The organism is Variovorax sp. GW821-FHT09D05 (assembly GCF_059416325.1).
The window spans coordinates 142,103-158,498 of record NZ_JBWKOZ010000010.1 but is presented as its reverse complement, the minus strand read 5'-3'; the positions used below and the strand labels follow the sequence as shown (position 1 = coordinate 158,498).

Genomic DNA, 16,396 nt, shown 5'->3' with positions numbered 1-16,396 from the left:
GACGATCACAACGATCGACGCCATAGCACCTCTCGGGCGTCGCCATGCGAAGACAACGAACTCGATAGCCACCGCGCACCGGCGTGTCGGTCCACGCGAGAGCCGCCATGTAGACCAACGGACGCCCGTATTTCTTCATCGCCAAAAAGTGTGCACGAGTTGCAGGGACATTCCGCATCGCGACGGCCATCAGACAAGCGGCACGGGCGATCTCGCCGGCCCGGCAAGTGCATGCCCACGATTGGCCGAGCTGCCAAATCTGGGCAGATACGCCACGACCCAACCCTCTACGAAAGGGCCGCACACGATGTGACATGCAAACCAAGTTGACAAAAAGCGCCGAGACGGCCGTCCGCCAGATCCGGCAAGAAGAAATAGAACCCTGGAGACATCATGAAAAGAATCCCTACCGCCTTGGCCCTGTTCGCCGTAGCAGGCGTAACCTTTGCGCAATCTTCAGTGACGCTGTTCGGTGTTGTTGATGCATCTGTCAGCTACTACGCCGCGAATAGCCGAAACCCTGTATCAGGCGTGCCCAGTAAACAGAGTCAGACGGTGCTTGCCAATTCCGCCTACAACTCAAGTCGCCTTGGCTTTCGCGGGACAGAAGACCTTGGTGGAGGTCTTGCGGCGAGTTTCTGGCTGGAAGCGTCGATCAAGAACGACGACGGAAGCCAAGGGATCAGCGCATTCCAGCGCCGATCAACCGTCAGCCTATCGGGATCATTCGGCGAGATCCGACTGGGACGCGACTACACACCGACCTTCTGGAACGACGCAGCCTTCGATCCCTTGGGCATCGTGGGTGTCGGCCAAAACGTCATCGCAAGCGTGAACGGAAGGCTCAGCAACTCTCTCACGGATACGTATGCACGTGCCAGCAACAGCGTTGGCTATTTCCTTCCCGCAAGCCTCAACGGCTTTTATGGTCAAGTGCAGTACTCGCTGCCGGAAAATACAAAAGTCGATGGCGTCGCCGATAGCCGATCCGCCAAAGGCCGATATACAGGCAGCCGCTTTGGCTATCTGAACGGGCCGCTCGATGTCGCGCTGGCATATGGCGAAAGCATCACGGCCGACATCGTGACGAATCGACGGAAAATACAGAGCCTGAGCTTCGGCGCGTCCTATGACTTCGGAGTCGCGAAGCTGTTCGGTGAGATCTCACAAGTGAAAGACCGGAACGCCACCCTTGTGCCTGCGTCGGGTTTTCTTGAAGCCACCGACACGTACAACGGCTATCTGGTCGGCACGACCGTACCGATCGGGCCGGGGCTGATTCGCGTTTCCTACTCGCACGTCAAATCAAAAAGCAATCTCCCGACAACGGCTGCCTTCAACGACGTTCACGAGGCCGAAGTCAACAAGATCGCATTGGGCTATGTCCATAATCTCTCCAAGCGCACAGCTTTGTACGCAACGGTTGCGCGCCTGAACATCCGTAACGGTCAGAACAATGCGGCGATAGCTGGCGTGACCACCGGTGGTGCGCCGGGCTATATCGGTGTGGCCAGAAACGCAACCGGCTACGACTTCGGCATACGCCACGCTTTCTGACACGAACGTGTGCGCCCGTCCGCTGGCGATAGGCGCCCATGTCGACCGAAAGAATCAGCTGCGGGCGAGCGAGGCCATGCGCTTCATGTCGGGCCACGCGCCGCCCGCGGCTTCGATGAACGCGCGTATCAAAGGATCGTTGCCCCGACTGGTCAGATGCGCGATGAACTGCGGGTACTCCGTGCGGGCGATTGGAGACAGGGCGAGATGGCCCTCGCGCACGCCCTCCAGCGCATATTCCTCACGCATGAGCAACATGCCGACGCCTGCTTGCACCAGCGCACGACCGAGCGCAGCGTTGTCGAAGCGGACCACGCTGTTGAGCTCAAGGCCTTTTTCCCCGAACAATCGCTCCAGCATGAACGAGTACGCCAGGTTGGTATCGCTCGGCGTGATCCAGGGAAGATCCGCCAGAGCCGCGAGGTCGGCGTTCTCGATCTTGTCCTTCCAAGCCACAGGGCCTGCCACGAGGAAATTGATCGTGGCGAGCTGGTAGTAGGTGAAGCCCGCGTCCACAGGGCGCCCGAGCAGCATACCGATATCGAACTCGCTGGTTTTGAGCGCCTGACGCGTGCCCGCAGACGCGCGAGCGCACACGTCCACCGTGATCAAGGGGTGCTTTTCTCTTAGCCCCGCCACCACCAGGCCGATACGGCTGGACAACGGATCGCTGCTGGCACCAACGATCAGGTTGCCCTCGATCTTTCCTCGGATGTCGCGCGCGAACGAAGTGAACTCCGCCGCGCCATTGAGCAGCACCTTGGCCTGGCGCAACAGCATCTGTCCGGCACGTGTGAGCTCCAGGCTGCGGTTGGTCCGCACGAACAGCTGCATGCCGAGGTTGTCTTCGATCGCACGCACATGGGCGCTTGCAGCCGACTGGCTGACATGCAGCCGTTCGGCCGCACGGGTGAGATGCTGTTCCTCCGCCACGGCGACAAAGGTGCGTAGCTGCACAAGGTCGATCATCATCAACCCATTTTCCCCAAGGAACCCGCGATGTCTATCGGGGTTCCTTCGAATGCGGCCGATAGAACTGCGGCCAATGCACACGCACCAGCTCCCGCTCCTCACCGTACGCATAGCAACTGTCGATCTTCAGTGGCCTGCCTGCGGCGTCTACCCGTTCGGCGCGCCCACGGTTGACCTGACTCAGGGACTGGAATGCAGTGGTCGCCATCAGAATCAACAACTCCATCAAGTGCGTGCAACTGCGCGAACCGGCCAGCCGGCTGCGCACCTCCTTGCTCCAGCCGCTGGCCATGCGCAGGCCTTTGAGCGATTGCAGCGCCTGACCGCCGTTGTGGCACTCGCCGTAAGGCGCAGCTTCGGTGAATGTCTCCACCGCATGGATCTGCAGGTCCGCGTCATACACGAGTCGCACGCCCATGTCGTGGATCGGCTCGCCGGCGGGCACACGCTCGCCGCCGCGCCAGGGTTCGAAATCATGAGGCTTGCGATCCGTCACCCGCCCCTCAAGCTCGAACAGCCCGTCGCTGCGTCGCCAGGCGCGCATGTCGACGCGCCGGAAATGCAGCTCTTCTTCGCGAGTCGGATGCTGATCGTTCATGGTTTGGCCGCTGTATCTCAGCTGAATCTTGGGGCTCGTTTCTCGAGGAATGCATCCACGGCTTCGGTGTGGTCCGGTGTCTTGTGGCAAACCGCCTGGAACACCGCCGAGAGCTCGAGCACCGTATCCAGCCGCGAATGGATGGCCTCGCGCATCAAGCGCTTGGTCAGCCGCACGCCATGGGCGGCGTTCTGCGCGATTCGGCCCGCCATCTCGCGTGCCGCCGGCAGCAGCTGATCGGCCTCGACCACCCGCGACACCAGGTTCCATTCCAGCGCCTGCCGTGCATCGATCATGTCGCCGGTGAAAGCGAGCTCGGCGGCGCGCGACATGCCGACGATGCGGGGCAGGAGCCACGCGCCGCCGTCGCCCGGAATGATCCCCAGCTTGATGAAGCTCTCGGCGAATTTCGCCTTCTCCGAGGCGATGCGGATATCGCACATGCACGCTAGATCGAGTCCGGCGCCGATCGCATGCCCATTGACCGCTGCGATCACCGGCACCTCGAGGTTGAACAGCGCCAGCGTCAGTCGTTGGACTCCGCGACGGTACTCCTGACGGATGTCCATCTCGCTGACTTCGGCAGACGCCTGCCGCTTCATCTGGCGAACGTCCCCGCCCGAGCTGAACGAGGGACCGTTCGCCGTGAGGACAACGCAGCGGACACCGCGATCGTCATGAATGCGGTCAATCGCCGCGAGGAACTCAGGTATGGCCGTGTTGCCGGTCAGCGGGTTGCGTTGCTCGGGTTGGTTCATCGTCAACGTGACAACGTGCCCCTCTTGCTCATAGATCAGGAATTCGGACATGGTGTTTCTCAAAGTGTGCTGTTGTCGATCACGAAACGGAAACGGACGTCGCCCGCGAGTAGCCGCTGGTAGGCGTCGTCGATGCCGTCCGCATGGATGACTTCCACCTCGGCTCCGATGCCATGCATTGCGCAGAAGTCCAGCATCTCTTGCGTCTCGGCGATGCCGCCACTGCGCGTGCCGGCGATGGACCGGCGGTTGGTCAGCAAGGCCGCAGCGGAAACATTCAAGGGCTTCGCGGGCACGGCAAGGTTGACATAGACGCCATCGCGCGCCAGCAAGCCCAGATAGCGGTCCAACTGGTCGTGAATGGGCACGGTCGAGATGATGAGGTCGAATACGCTGTCGAGTGCAGTGAAGGTGTGTGGATCGGTGCTCAGCCGATATTCGTCCGCGCCGAGGCGCAATGCGTCTTCGCACTTCGCCGCCGACAAGTCCAGCACCGTGGTTCGCGCGCCCAGCGCCCGGGCCATCTGCACACCGACGTGCCCCAGGCCACCGAATCCGATGATCGCGACGTTCTTTCCGGACCCAGCCCGCCAGTGCCGAAGAGGCGAATACATAGTGATCCCCGCGCACAGCAGAGGCGCGGCCTTCTGCAACGCGATGGATTCCGGAATCCGGACGACGAAGCGCTCGTCGACCACCACGTTCTGACTGTAGCCGCCATAGGTCGGCTGGCCATCACGGCCAATCGCGTTGTAGGCCAGGGTGCGCCCCCCGCTGCAATACTGTTCCAGGCCTGCCCGACAGTTCTCGCACTCGCCGCAGGCGTCGACCATGTTCCCGACCCCGACGCGATCACCGACCCGCACTCGCGTGACTTCAGCGCCCACGGCCGCGACGGTGCCGGCCATTTCATGGCCCGGCACGATCGGATAAATGGTCTTTCCGCGCAGGCTGCGTGCATGCTCGACGTCCGAATGGCAGATGCCGGCATAGGCGATGTCGATCAACACATCCCGCAGCCCGGGTGTACGCCGCTCGATCGTGGTTCGAACGAAGGACTGGTCGGGACCGCAGGCGCACCGTGCCTTCGAGAGGATCACTGCGAGCTCCCCGTGAACGATCGGTTTGCTTGGTAGCTGCGCATCACTCAGGCAGGATCTTGGCGTCACGCGCCAACCGCACCCATCGCGTGGTCTCGGACTCGATGAACGACTTGAGATCTCCAGGGCCCATTACCAGCGGTGTCGTTCCGTGATTGGCGAATTTTTCGATCAGCTCTTTCTGCTTTTGCACCTTCATGACCGCATCGCTGACGCGTGCAACCAGCTCACTCGACATGCCGGCCGGCCCGACGATTGCATTCCATGAAGGAAAGTCGAACCCGGGGAGCGTCTCCGAGATCGCCGGCCAATCCGGCGTGGTCGGATTGCGCTTGAGGGACGTGACGGCCAGCGCCCGCAGCTGCCCGGCCTTGACCTGGGCCTGGGCATTGCCGGGGTCGGTCAATGTGGCATCCAGACTGCCGCCGATCACATCGGTGATGGTGGCTGGGCTCCCCCTATAAGGGATCGGCAGCAGTTGCAGGCCGGCCAGATGATTCATCGTCGCGATCTGTGTTTGCACCGCCGTGGTCGAATAGCCGACACTGACCTTGCCAGGGCGAGTCTTGGCATAAGCGATGAACTCCGCGAGCGTGCGGATCTGCGAATCCGACTTGACCATCAGTACGTGGTTCGTCAGGCTCACGCCGGCAATGGGCGTCAGGTCCTTGCGCGGGTCATAGCCCATATTCTTGACGAATGCCACGTTGGCCGCCAGCGGTGAATTCGAGCCGCAAAGAAGCGTGAAGCCGTCCGGTACGGAACGCACCACATCCATCGTCCCGATACCGCCATTGCCCCCAGGCTTGTTATCGACGAAATAGTTCTGCCCGTTGACTGCGCCAACCAGGTTCAGCAGCACGCGCGTCGCATAGTCGTTAGAGCTACCCGCCGGCAGCGGCACCACAACGCGCACCGGGCGGCCATTCGCGGACTGGGACCAGGCCATGCTTTCGGGAAGCGCGAGAGCCACACCGAGCGCCTTGACGAAGCTCCGCTTATTCATTTTTTGTCTCCTTGCTCTTTTCCGGATCGCCGTCTCGCTTCACCCGATGACGGACTTGTATTCCATGAATTCCTCGATGCCGAATCGCCCCCACTCACGGCCGACGCCTGAGAGCTTGAAGCCTCCGTGGGTGCCGCGTTTGTCCAGGGGAGCACCATTGATGCGCACACGGCCGACACGCAACCTGGCCGCGATGCCTCGCGCGCGCTCCGCGTCACTGCACCAGACACCGCCCGCCAGTCCGTACTGGGAGTCGTTGGCGATGCGGATCGCATCCTCTTCGTCGTCGAAAGGAATGATCACCACCACGGGGCCGAAGATCTCCTCGCGGGCAATGCGGCTGTTGTTGTCACCCGAAAAGATGGTCGGGCGCACATACCAGCCGCGCGCAAGCCCCTGCGGTGCCTCGGCGCCGCCCGTCAACATCCGCACACCCTCTTCCTGGGCCGACCGGATGTATTCGCGCACGCGATCGCGCGCTGCCGAAGAGGAGACCGGCCCCAGCGTGGTCGACTCGTCCAATGGGTCGCCCAGCACGTAGCTTTGCGCTTTGCGCACAGCCAGTTCCTCGGCTTCCTGCAGGCGTTCGCGTGGCACCAGCATGCGCGTCAGACCACCGCACACCTGGCCAGTATTGCGCAAGGCATCCTCGATGCCGTCAGCCACCGCGCGCTCGAAGTCGGAGTCCGCGAGGATGATGTTGGGCGATTTCCCGCCGAGTTCGAGGTGCACGCGCTTGATCGACTCGGATGCCACTTCCATCACGCGGCGCCCGGAACGCACCGAGCCCGTCACCGACACCATGTCGACCGACGGATGCGCTGCGATCGCCTCACCCACCTCCGGACCGATACCGCACACCAGGTTGAACACGCCGCGCGGCAAGCCAGCTTGGTCGCACAGCTCCGCAAACATGAAGGCGGTCAATGGTGCGACTTCGGACGGCTTGAGCACGACAGTGCACCCTGCGGCGATGGCGGCACCCGCCTTCGAGATCACGGAGCGCAGCGGTGCGTTCCACGCCGTGATGGCTCCGACCACACCAGAAGGCTCGCGCCGCACATTGGTGTTGCCCACGCTTTCCACCCAATCAATCTCAGCCAGGGACTCGGCGATGATGTCGAGCTCCTCCACTGCGCCCAACGTCTGCGATCTGCGCAGCGCCGTGATGGGGTAGCCCAGTTCACTCACCAGCGTCTGCGTGATTTCGTCGGAACGCGCCTCCGTCAAGCGCGCGAGTTTGCTGAAGATCGCGATGCGTTCGGCCACCGAGGTCCTGGACCAGTCCGGAAATGCACGAACCGCGGCTTGCACCGCACGATCGACGTCCTGTGCAGTTCCGCGGGGCACCGTGGCCACCGGCTCTTCCGTCGCCGGATTGATGACAGTCAGCACTTCGCAGCCCGAAGAGGACACCCACTCACCGTCGATATAGATCTTGTTGCGTTCGATCATTTCTTCACCATGCCTCTTCCAGGATCTGTTGCAGTTCGGTGGCGCTGCGCACCGGCCGGGGATTGCCTCGCAGGAACCAATCGCCCATCGCATGCGCGGCAATGCCGGGCAGTGCCTCGCGAGGAACGTTCACATCGCGCAAACGCCGCGGCACTCCGAGGCCGGAGAAGAGCGAGGAGACCTTCTCGATGACCCGCTGCGAATCGGCCTGCGCCCCGGGGCGCTGCAGATCGAGCGCCGCCGCCACGTCCACCATGCCGGCCGCCGCAGCGTCGGCGTTGAAGCGCAGCACGTGCGGCAGGACGATGGCATTCACGGTGCCGTTCTCGATGTCGTGGCGCGCGCCGATCGCATGGCCCAGCACCGTGGTGATACCGGCAGCCGTGTGGTCGGTACCCTGGCCGCACAGGATGGCGGCCAGCACCAGTTGGCCGCGCACGGCCGCGTCGTCTTCGCGCGCGGCGCGCGGCAGGTGCTGCCCCAGCAGCCGCAGTGCGTGCATCAGCGCACCATGTGCCAGAGCGTCCTGCGAGCGCGAGGTCAAGCCTTCGATCGCCATCGACAAGGTGTTGATGCTGGCCGTTGCGACCAGGCTCCGCGGCGCCGACAGGATCATCTCGGGGTCGACGAACACCGATTGCGCGCGCGTCTTGGGATCGAACATCGCCAGCCGCTGTCCGCTGGCCGGATCAAACACGGCGCTGCCGGCCTTGACCGTGGCCGTGGTCGGCGTGGTCGGCAGGACGAACTGCGGCAGCTTGGGCGCAGACAGCTTCGGACTGCGCAGGCTGCCGTCGGGTTCGGTCACGGTGCACAGCTCGGACACCGGTTTGCCCTCGGCCGCCAGGATGCCGGCCGCACGCGCGGTCACGATGGCCGAGCCGCCTCCCACGGCGATGACGGCATCGGCTTCCAGGTGACGCAGCAGCCCGGCTGCGTCTTCCACCGAGGCGACCGGACTGTGCCCGAGCACTTCGTCGTAGACGCCGGCGCAACGTGGGCCCAGCGCCGCGCGGATGCGCTCGAACAGCGGCCCCTTGGCCAGCCAGTCACCACAGACGACCACGGCACGCTGGCTACGGACGCGATCGAGTTCGCGACCCAGGTGCGTCAGGCTGTCAGGCCCATGGAACAGCCGCAGCGGCGGTGTGACGTGTTGAAAGTTCTGCATGGTCATGTCGGTCAGGCCTCGTTGTGCAGTTCAGTGCGGACCTGAGCACTGATGGTCGCCTTGTCCACCTTGCCGGTGTGGTTCGTCGCCAGCGGCTCGCGCTGGATCCGCCAGCGGCTGGGCACTGCGAACGAGGCGATCTGGCCGCGCAATTGCTCCTGCAACTGCTGCTGCGTGAGCTCGGCCTCCGTCACGACGACCGCCATGACTTCTTCGCCCAGGTCGCGATGCGGCACGCCGAACACGACTGTCTCGGCGACGCCGGGAATGGCCATGAGCGCCCGCTCGATCGCCGCCGGCGCGATGTTTTCACCGCCACGGATGATCATGTCCTTGCAACGGCCTGTGATCCAGAGATTGCCCTTTTCGTCGAATCGGCCAAGATCGCCCGTGTGAAGCCAACCCTCTGCATCTATCGGCGATTCGTCGAGTCCGAAGAAACCGGACATCTGCGTGGGAGAACGCAGCAGGATCTCCCCGTCGGGCAGGTCGGGATGGGAAAGAAAGCGGACCTCGACGCAAGGCAGCGGCTTGCCGGCGGAGCCCAGTTCTTCGAGGGCCTCTGAACCCGCCGCGGCGGTGGCCTGCCCGCCGTTCTCCGTCAGGCCGTAGCCCGTTGGAATCCTCGGGCTCACGCTGGGCAACTGGGTACGGATGCGCTGCATCAGTTCGGCATGCACCGGCGCGCCACCGATGCTGATGGACTTCAGGCTGCCCAGTTCCCTGCGCGACACGTCGGGATGGTCCAGCAGCCGCAAGACCATCGTCGGCACGGCATTCCAGCGCTTGATCTTGTTCCGCTCAATGGACGCGAGCACTTCGGCGGGGTCATACCGGCCTTCCGACAGAACCAGCGTGTCGCCAACGACGACCGCCCGCATGAGGGTCTGCATGCCTCCCACATGGAACAGCGGCCCCGTGATCAGGGTCACGTCGCGGGCCGTCTCGTCGATCTGCTGCGGCAACTTGCGCGTGACATGCAAGGTCATCTGCAGGCGCGCCAGCAGCGCACGGTGCGACAGCACCACCGCCTTGGGTCGGCCCGATGTACCCGAAGTGAAGATGATGAGCGCGGTCTCTTCTTCGCTGCGCTCACCGTCCACATCGGTGGCGGCATCGCTCCCGTGCTCGCCCACGCTGTGGATGCCCCAGGGGCCGCGGCGCGAACCCTCAGGCACGCGTGCCGCGCAACGGTCGTCGGCCAGCGTCATTGCAGGCTGCAGGGCCGCCAGGCCGTTGCCGATCTCCACCTCGCTCCACCAGGCATTCGCGAGCACCGGCGCAGCGCCAACCAGAACGCAGGCCCAGAAGTTGACGACCCACTCCGGGCTGTTCCAGCCGAGGATGAAGATGCGGTCGCCCCGGCGAATGCCCAAGTCGGCGAGTTGACGGGCCTTGGCCACCGCGCCCCGGTGCAGGTCCTCGAACGTGAGGATGCGCTCGCCCTGGATGAGGTGAGTCCGTGCGCCCCAGCGGCCGGCGAAGTCGAGCAACTGCTCGACCCGGCGCGGGCGATCCGTGTACATCCGAAACGGAACCCCGCCGATTAATTCGGTCGCGATTTCCTTGCCCCATGGCGTTGTTGTTGTCGATGACATCGATGTCTCCGTGTGGGTGCGACGGGCGCGCACGCTCTGTGCTCTATGCCGGCAGCCAGGACCTGGCTCCCTCATGCGCACGCCCTCTCGCTGCATGTTCAGGATTTCTTGTAGCGATCCAGGATCGCGTTGTTCTGGCCGAGTGCCGGCGCAGGTTGGGCGGGGCACCACTCGCCATCGAACTTGATGGGTATCCGCACACTGCGGATCGAACCGACCTTGCCCGGATACTTCACATCGGTGATCGAGCCCGAACCGCTCGCGGCCTCCATTTCCAGCGCTTCGCCCAGGCTGCGAACCACGCCGCAGGGAATGCCGGCCTTGTCCAGCCGGTTCACGACTTCCTCGGAGGTGAATCCGGCGAACACCTCGCTGAGCACTGCGTCACACACGTCACGGTGAACGACGCGGGAAGCCGCAGTCGCGAATCGCGCGTCTTTCGCAAGGTCGGAGCGGTCCATGGCGTCGACGATCTTCTTCCATGAGCCGTCGCTGAAGGTGGAAAGCAGCACGTTGCCGTCGGACGCCGCGTACTGGCCATAGGGCACCACGCCCGGATGGCGCGACCCCATCCGCTTGGGCGTCTCGCCGGTCACGAAATAGCGGGTGGCGTTGTAGACGGAGAGCGAGAGCAACGAACTCATCATGCTGACTTCGACGAGCCCGCCCTTGCCGGTGCGCGATCGCCGCACAAGTGCGGCAAGGATGCCGTGCGCCGCGAACATCCCGGACGACAGGTCGGCCACCGGAAGGCCCAGCTTGCTCGGCGGACTGTCGCCCTCACCGTTCAGGCTCATCACGCCGGATTCCGCCTGCACGATCAAGTCGAAGGCGGCCCGCCGGCTCTCGGGGCCCGTTCCCCCGAAACCGGAGATCGAGCAATAGACCAGCTTCGGATTGAGCTTGGAGACAACGTCGTACCCGAAGCCAAGGCGTTCGGCGACGCCGGTACGGAAGTTCTGGATGAAGACGTCGCAATCCGCCACCATCGCGTGAACGAGCCTTCTGCCCTCCTCGGACTTCAGGTCAAGCTCCACCGACGCTTTGCTCCGGTTGATGGTGGAGTGATAGAAGCTCACATCGCCCTGGAGCGGCGCAATGTGACGCGTATCGTCGCCGGCCTCGGGCACTTCGACCTTGATGACCTCCGCGCCCATTTCGGCGAGCAAAAGCGTTGCGTAGGGACCGGAAAGGTAGCGTGTCAGGTCGAGAACGCGCACCCCGCGGAGCGGCAGCGACGCGTCGTCCGGTGCCCGAACACCCTCATCGCATGCCGGTTCGGCGGACGCCGCCGAATGGCGCCCTTCGCCTTGCGCACTCGCGAACAAGGTCTCGCTGGATGTGGTCATGGTCATCTCGGTTCTTGCTTCGTTCGTGGAGGGGCTCGTTCACTCAGAGGCAGTCGGGCGCTTCGGTAACGCCACCACCGCCGTTCCGGGCATCACCTGCTGGCCGCGTTGATTCGTGGCCCAGGTCGTGAGCTTCACCACGTGCCGGCCGTCGGCGTCGATTTCCTTTGCGTCGATGCGACCACCCAGGCGCACCACATCGCCCAGATAGACATGGGCGCGGTACTGCCCCGTCAGCGCCTTCAGTTGCCCTGCGTCTCCCATCCAGTTGGTGAGCGAATGGATCTGCCAGCAGGTGCGCTGGATGCCCACGTCGTAGGCGATCTGCGCACCCTGCAACTGCGCGGCGTAGTCGTTGTAGTGCACGGAGTAGACCGGCTCCAGTGCATGCGTTCGGGGATCGCGGAAAGCCCACTTGGGGTGCTTGTGGTAGCGCTTGAGTGAAACTGCGTGTGCAGCCACGCGCGGAATCGGCGCCGCGCCAGCGGCAATGAACGCGATGAAGTCGGTCAGGCCCAACGGCCCCTTTGTGATGACATCGATCTCGTCACCGACCTGCACGTCATCCCAGTAGCGCGGGGTCGCACCCCGCGGCTGCTCCGCAAGGATCTGTTCCTCGATCGCGGCGATTTCCTCGTCCTTCCAGGGATGGGGCACCTCGATCGTGCGGCTCTCGCGGCGCTTCTGCATCTCGCCGCGCTCGAAACGCATGCGCGAGCAGATGAAGGTGGCCTTGAGTTCTCCCTCTTCGTTGCGGTATTCCTGACGCAAGTAGTCCTTGATGCGCCGGCCGCCGAAGTTGCTGTCGGCGATCGGACCGTCAAAGCCGTCAAACGTCACTGTCGCCGTGATCTTTTCGCCCACGCGGATCGGCTCGTTGAAAGTCATCTTGGTCTCAGCGTGGAAGCCGCCCAGGCCGGGCCAGCCGACCTGCACCGATCCCAGACAGGCAAAGATGAAGCTGGGCGGCGCGACCAGCGTGCCATGCGGGCCATCCTTCGCGTAGTCCGCATTCGTCCACAGCGGGTTGTCGTCGCCGATGCCCTCGCAGAACCGCATGACCGCCAGGCGCGTGGCGTATTCGTTGTTCAGGCATGACTCAGTGCGCAATTCGGTGCCGATCAGCGCGCGCATGTCGGCGAGCATCTTGTCGGTGAACTTGCCCAGGGCCAGCTCTTTGGTGATGCCGGTGTCTGGCGCCTCTTGATTGTTCATATATGCGAACTTATGATCGTATTTGCGATGACGAACTGTAGATTCGCCCTCCTGGCATGTCAATGCGGCTTTCGCGCAGGCCGCATGCACAAAAGCCGTTGACAGAGAGAGGGTCGTGTTCGCAAAACACGCACACGACGTCGCGAATAACGCCATGGACGCCCGGGCGGACCGATTCCTAGACTGCACCCCATTCCGACAACGCCATGGCCGCCATGGCTCGGCGTGCGACAGGAGACAAGGAAAGCAGATCACATGAGCCAGTTTCCGCCGCGCCCCGATCGGCGCCTGTTCCTCTCCACAGCGGCGCTCGCCTTCGGCGAAGCCGCTTGGGGCAACTCCTCGTCGGATGCAGCGAGCCCCGACGCGAACGGGGGCGCCTACCGCGGCAACCAGCACCGGCCCACGCGAGATCTGCTGGACTGGCACAGCCGACTTCCGCCAGAGCCGGCACGAGAGCCCGAGCTTCCCATCGTCGATGCGCACCATCACCTGTTCGGCACCGCGGCGGATCGGCTGTACTACCGCCGCGAAGACCTCCAGCAGGACCTCGCCTCGGGGCACCGGGTGCTCGGCACCGTCTACGTCGCGGCCTACGGCGCAGGCTGGCGCACCAGCGGCCCGCCGGCCTTGCGCTCGGTGGGGGAGGTCGAAAGAATCGTGCAATTGAGCGCGGCACCGCTGTCCACCCCGCACGGCACCTGCCAGCTGGCGGCAGGCATCGTCTCTGACGTGGACCTGTCCCTGGGAGACGGCGTTGGCGAATTGCTGGAGGCGCATGTCGCCGCGGGCAGCGAACGATTGCGCGGGGTGCGCTACTACGCGACCTACCACGACGGCAGCCTCGCCAAGTTCATCCCGAACGCGCCGCGCAACATCATGGCCGACAGCAGCTTCCGGCGCGGTTTCGCGATGCTGGAGCGATTCGGCCTCAGCTTCGATGCCTTGGTCTATCACACCCAGCTCAGCGAACTGGCGGCGCTTGCTGACGCGTTTCCGCACACTCCCATCGTGTTGAACCATGCGGGCATCCCGGTCGGCGTGCTGGACTTCGAGCCGAAGCAAACTGCCGTTCGGAAAGATTGGGTGAAGGATTTGCGCGCACTGGCCCAAAGGCCCAACGTCCGCATCAAGGTGGGTGGCATGGGCATGCCGATCTTCGGGTTCGGTTTCGAAGCGGGCGAAAAACCGGCCGAAACACAAGCGCTGGTGCGGGCCTGGCAGCCGTTGATGGAGATATGCATCGAGGCGTTCGGGCCACAGCGATGCATGCTGGAAAGCAATTTCCCGGTCGACAAGCAGTCATGCAGCTACGTCCAGCTCTGGAACGCTTTCAAGCTCGCGACCGGCGCCTTCTCGCCGCAGGAGCGCCAAGCGCTTTTCTACCGGACGACTTGCCGAACCTACGGACTGCCGGAATTGGAGTCGACCTGCGATGCGGCTGTGACCCGGCAGCACCGCAGCTGAGCGGCACGACATCCAGCACGACAGGTGACATCATGATCAAGACATTCCGACCATTCCTGACGGCCGCCCTGCTGGCGACTTCGCAACTGGTCGTCGCACAGGGCGACCGATTCCCCTCCAAACCCATTCAGGTGATCATCACCAGCACGCCGGGCTCGGCCTCGGATGCGATCACCCGTTTCCTTGGCACGGAGGTGACCAAGGCTCTCGGGCAACCGCTCGTCGTTGTCAGCAAAGCCAGCGCGGCGGGCACCATCGGCGCCGAGTTCGTACGCCGCGCCGCGCCGGATGGCCATACCATCTTTCTGGGCGGCAACACCACGATGGCAGCAAACCTGTACCTGGTGAAGAACCTCGCGTATGACCCATTGAAGGACTTCGAACCGGTGACGCTGGTGACCATCAACCCGCTGGTGCTGGTCGTGCGCGCCGACCTGCCGATCAAATCGGTCGCCGACCTCGTGGCCCGGGCCAAGGCCAAGCCGGGGCAGATGAACTACGGCATCGGCAATTCGGGCGGGCGCGTTGCGGCGCAGTTGCTCAAGTCCGGCGCGGGCATGGAGGCGCAGGACATCTCGTTCAACGGCGCATCGCAGGCCATTCTGGAACTGGTGGCGGGCCGGCTCGACTTCATGTTCACCGACCCGATGGTGGCCGACCCGTTCATCAAACAGGGCAAGGTCCGGGCGCTGGCCGTCACCTCGTCCGTGCGTCTGCCGACGATGGGCGAACTGCCGACGATGGTGGAGGCCGGCGTGCCGAACTACGACTATGTGTCCTTCCTGGGCTACTACGTGCCGCGCGGAACGCCCCGATCGATCATCGACACGCTCAACGGCGCGTTCGTGAAAGCCATCGACAGCGCGGAGGGCCAAGCGTTCTTCCGCCGCATGGGGATGATCGCGCGCTCCTCCACGCCGGAAGGGCTGACAACGTTCAACAAGGAACAGATCGCCTCATGGGAACGCTGGGTCAAGCAGGCCGGGCTCGAGCCGCAGTAGATCCGTACACAACAAACACAAACAAGAGACAAGACAGATGACACATGTTTCGACGCAGTCGCACCGCCCTGCACGCCAACGCCTGCCAGGTGTTCTTGCACTGGGAGCCTGCGCTGCACTCCTGACGGCCTGCGCTGGCCATCCGATGGGCGCCGCCAGCACCGGCCACACACTGGACTACACCAGCGAAACGCGCGGGCTTGCGCCGATTCCCCCATCCGAGCGCCATCTGCCGACAGCAATGGCCGAGCCATACTTCAAGGTGTCCGACAAGCCGTTCGCGATGGAAGCGCCCTCCTTCGACCGCGCTGGCAATCTCTTCTTCGTCGACGTGTACGAAGGCCGTGTACTGCGGCTGACGCCGGACCTGAAGCTCACGACCATCTTCACCGACAAGACGCTGCACCCGGCCGGCATCGCCATCCACCAGGACGGGCGGATCTTCGTAGGCGGACTGGGCAACTTTGCGGCGGGCCGGATCATCGCGCTCGCCCCGGACGGCAGCAACCCGCAGACCATCGTGCCGGACGGCGCCGGCTACCTGCCGGACGACCTGGTCTTCGACCAGAAGGGCGGCATCTACTTCACCGACTTCAAGGGCTCTTCGACCCGTCCGAGTGGCGGCGTGCACTATGTCTCGCCCGACGGCAGAACGATCACGCCGCTACTGCCCAACATGGCCATGGCCAATGGCGTGGCGCTGAGCCCCGACGGCAAGGTGCTGTGGGCCACCGAGTTCAGCGCCGGGCGACTTCACCGCGTGGACCTGGACGCACAAGGCGGCATCGCACGCTTCGGCTCGACCATCCCCTACCAGTTCGTCGGCCGCGCGCCCGACTCGATGCGCACCGATGCCGACGGCAACGTCTACGTGTCCATCTACCACCAGGCGCGGCTGCTTGTCTTCAATCCCAATGGCGTGCCGATCGGCCAGATCCTGCTGCCTGGGCGCGAGAACAATCACTTCCTGAAGGTCACGAGCATGGCCTTCCTGCCCGGTACGCGCGACATGGTCATCGTCGCGCGCGACGAACTCGGCGATCGCGGCTCCATGATTTTCAAGGCGCAGGGATTCGCCAAGGGCACACTGCTATTTTCGCACCGCTAGGAACCATCACGAGTCGCGCGCGCAGCACAGGGGCGATGGCG

General features: G+C 64.0%; 14 protein-coding genes. 4 read left to right on the top strand and 10 right to left on the bottom strand.

Going from position 1 to position 16,396, the window contains the following annotated elements; genetic code table 11:
• Positions 1-393 precede the first annotated feature (393 nt).
• Positions 394-1,557, top strand: a complete 1,164-nt coding sequence (locus AC07O3_RS26155; RefSeq protein WP_093179112.1) for a porin — start codon at positions 394-396, stop codon at positions 1,555-1,557.
• 54 nt (positions 1,558-1,611) lie between these two features.
• Here AC07O3_RS26155 and AC07O3_RS26150 read toward each other — a convergent pair whose 3' ends face one another.
• The 10 genes from AC07O3_RS26150 to AC07O3_RS26105 form a co-directional block, all read right to left on the bottom strand.
• Positions 1,612-2,529, bottom strand: a complete 918-nt coding sequence (locus AC07O3_RS26150) for a LysR family transcriptional regulator (protein ID WP_093179111.1) — start codon at positions 2,527-2,529, stop codon at positions 1,612-1,614.
• Between the two features lie 31 nt (positions 2,530-2,560).
• The gene (locus AC07O3_RS26145) at positions 2,561-3,127 is read right to left on the bottom strand and encodes a DUF2889 domain-containing protein (RefSeq protein ID WP_495340691.1); all 567 of its coding nucleotides are present in this window, start codon (positions 3,125-3,127) and stop codon (positions 2,561-2,563) included.
• Positions 3,128-3,144: 17 nt separating this feature from the next.
• Positions 3,145-3,936: a crotonase/enoyl-CoA hydratase family protein gene (locus tag AC07O3_RS26140; protein ID WP_093179108.1), complete on the bottom strand. Its 792-nt coding sequence runs from the start codon at positions 3,934-3,936 to the stop codon at positions 3,145-3,147.
• 8 nt (positions 3,937-3,944) lie between these two features.
• Positions 3,945-4,985, bottom strand: a complete 1,041-nt coding sequence (locus AC07O3_RS26135; RefSeq protein ID WP_093179106.1) for an NAD(P)-dependent alcohol dehydrogenase — start codon at positions 4,983-4,985, stop codon at positions 3,945-3,947.
• 43 nt (positions 4,986-5,028) lie between these two features.
• A complete protein-coding gene (locus AC07O3_RS26130; protein WP_093179105.1) occupies positions 5,029-5,991 on the bottom strand; it encodes a Bug family tripartite tricarboxylate transporter substrate binding protein in 963 nt (320 codons plus the stop codon).
• 39 nt (positions 5,992-6,030) lie between these two features.
• Positions 6,031-7,446 carry an aldehyde dehydrogenase family protein gene (locus AC07O3_RS26125; protein ID WP_495340690.1) on the bottom strand — a complete coding sequence of 472 codons (1,416 nt, stop codon included), beginning with the start codon at positions 7,444-7,446 and terminating at the stop codon, positions 6,031-6,033.
• 4 nt (positions 7,447-7,450) lie between these two features.
• Complete coding sequence (locus AC07O3_RS26120; protein WP_093179102.1) at positions 7,451-8,623, bottom strand: iron-containing alcohol dehydrogenase family protein; 1,173 nt, start codon at positions 8,621-8,623, stop codon at positions 7,451-7,453.
• A 5-nt stretch (positions 8,624-8,628) separates the two neighbouring features.
• A complete protein-coding gene (locus AC07O3_RS26115; protein WP_093179100.1) occupies positions 8,629-10,215 on the bottom strand; it encodes a class I adenylate-forming enzyme family protein in 1,587 nt (528 codons plus the stop codon).
• Positions 10,216-10,313: 98 nt separating this feature from the next.
• The gene (locus AC07O3_RS26110) at positions 10,314-11,564 is read right to left on the bottom strand and encodes a CaiB/BaiF CoA transferase family protein (RefSeq protein WP_177142455.1); all 1,251 of its coding nucleotides are present in this window, start codon (positions 11,562-11,564) and stop codon (positions 10,314-10,316) included.
• A gap of 39 nt (positions 11,565-11,603) precedes the next feature.
• Positions 11,604-12,935: an FAS1-like dehydratase domain-containing protein gene (locus AC07O3_RS26105; RefSeq protein WP_256330993.1), complete on the bottom strand. Its 1,332-nt coding sequence runs from the start codon at positions 12,933-12,935 to the stop codon at positions 11,604-11,606.
• 99 nt (positions 12,936-13,034) lie between these two features.
• Here AC07O3_RS26105 and AC07O3_RS26100 point away from each other — a divergent pair, with 99 nt between their 5' ends.
• Genes AC07O3_RS26100 through AC07O3_RS26090 form a run of 3 tightly spaced genes read left to right on the top strand, consistent with a single transcriptional unit; the run spans position 13,035 to position 16,355 of the window.
• Positions 13,035-14,246 (top strand): amidohydrolase family protein, encoded by a 1,212-nt coding sequence (locus AC07O3_RS26100; RefSeq protein WP_093179095.1) that lies wholly within the window; start codon positions 13,035-13,037, stop codon positions 14,244-14,246.
• A gap of 32 nt (positions 14,247-14,278) precedes the next feature.
• A complete protein-coding gene (locus AC07O3_RS26095; protein ID WP_177142454.1) occupies positions 14,279-15,247 on the top strand; it encodes a Bug family tripartite tricarboxylate transporter substrate binding protein in 969 nt (322 codons plus the stop codon).
• Between the two features lie 37 nt (positions 15,248-15,284).
• Positions 15,285-16,355 carry an SMP-30/gluconolactonase/LRE family protein gene (locus AC07O3_RS26090; protein WP_256330992.1) on the top strand — a complete coding sequence of 357 codons (1,071 nt, stop codon included), beginning with the start codon at positions 15,285-15,287 and terminating at the stop codon, positions 16,353-16,355.
• Positions 16,356-16,396 lie beyond the last annotated feature (41 nt).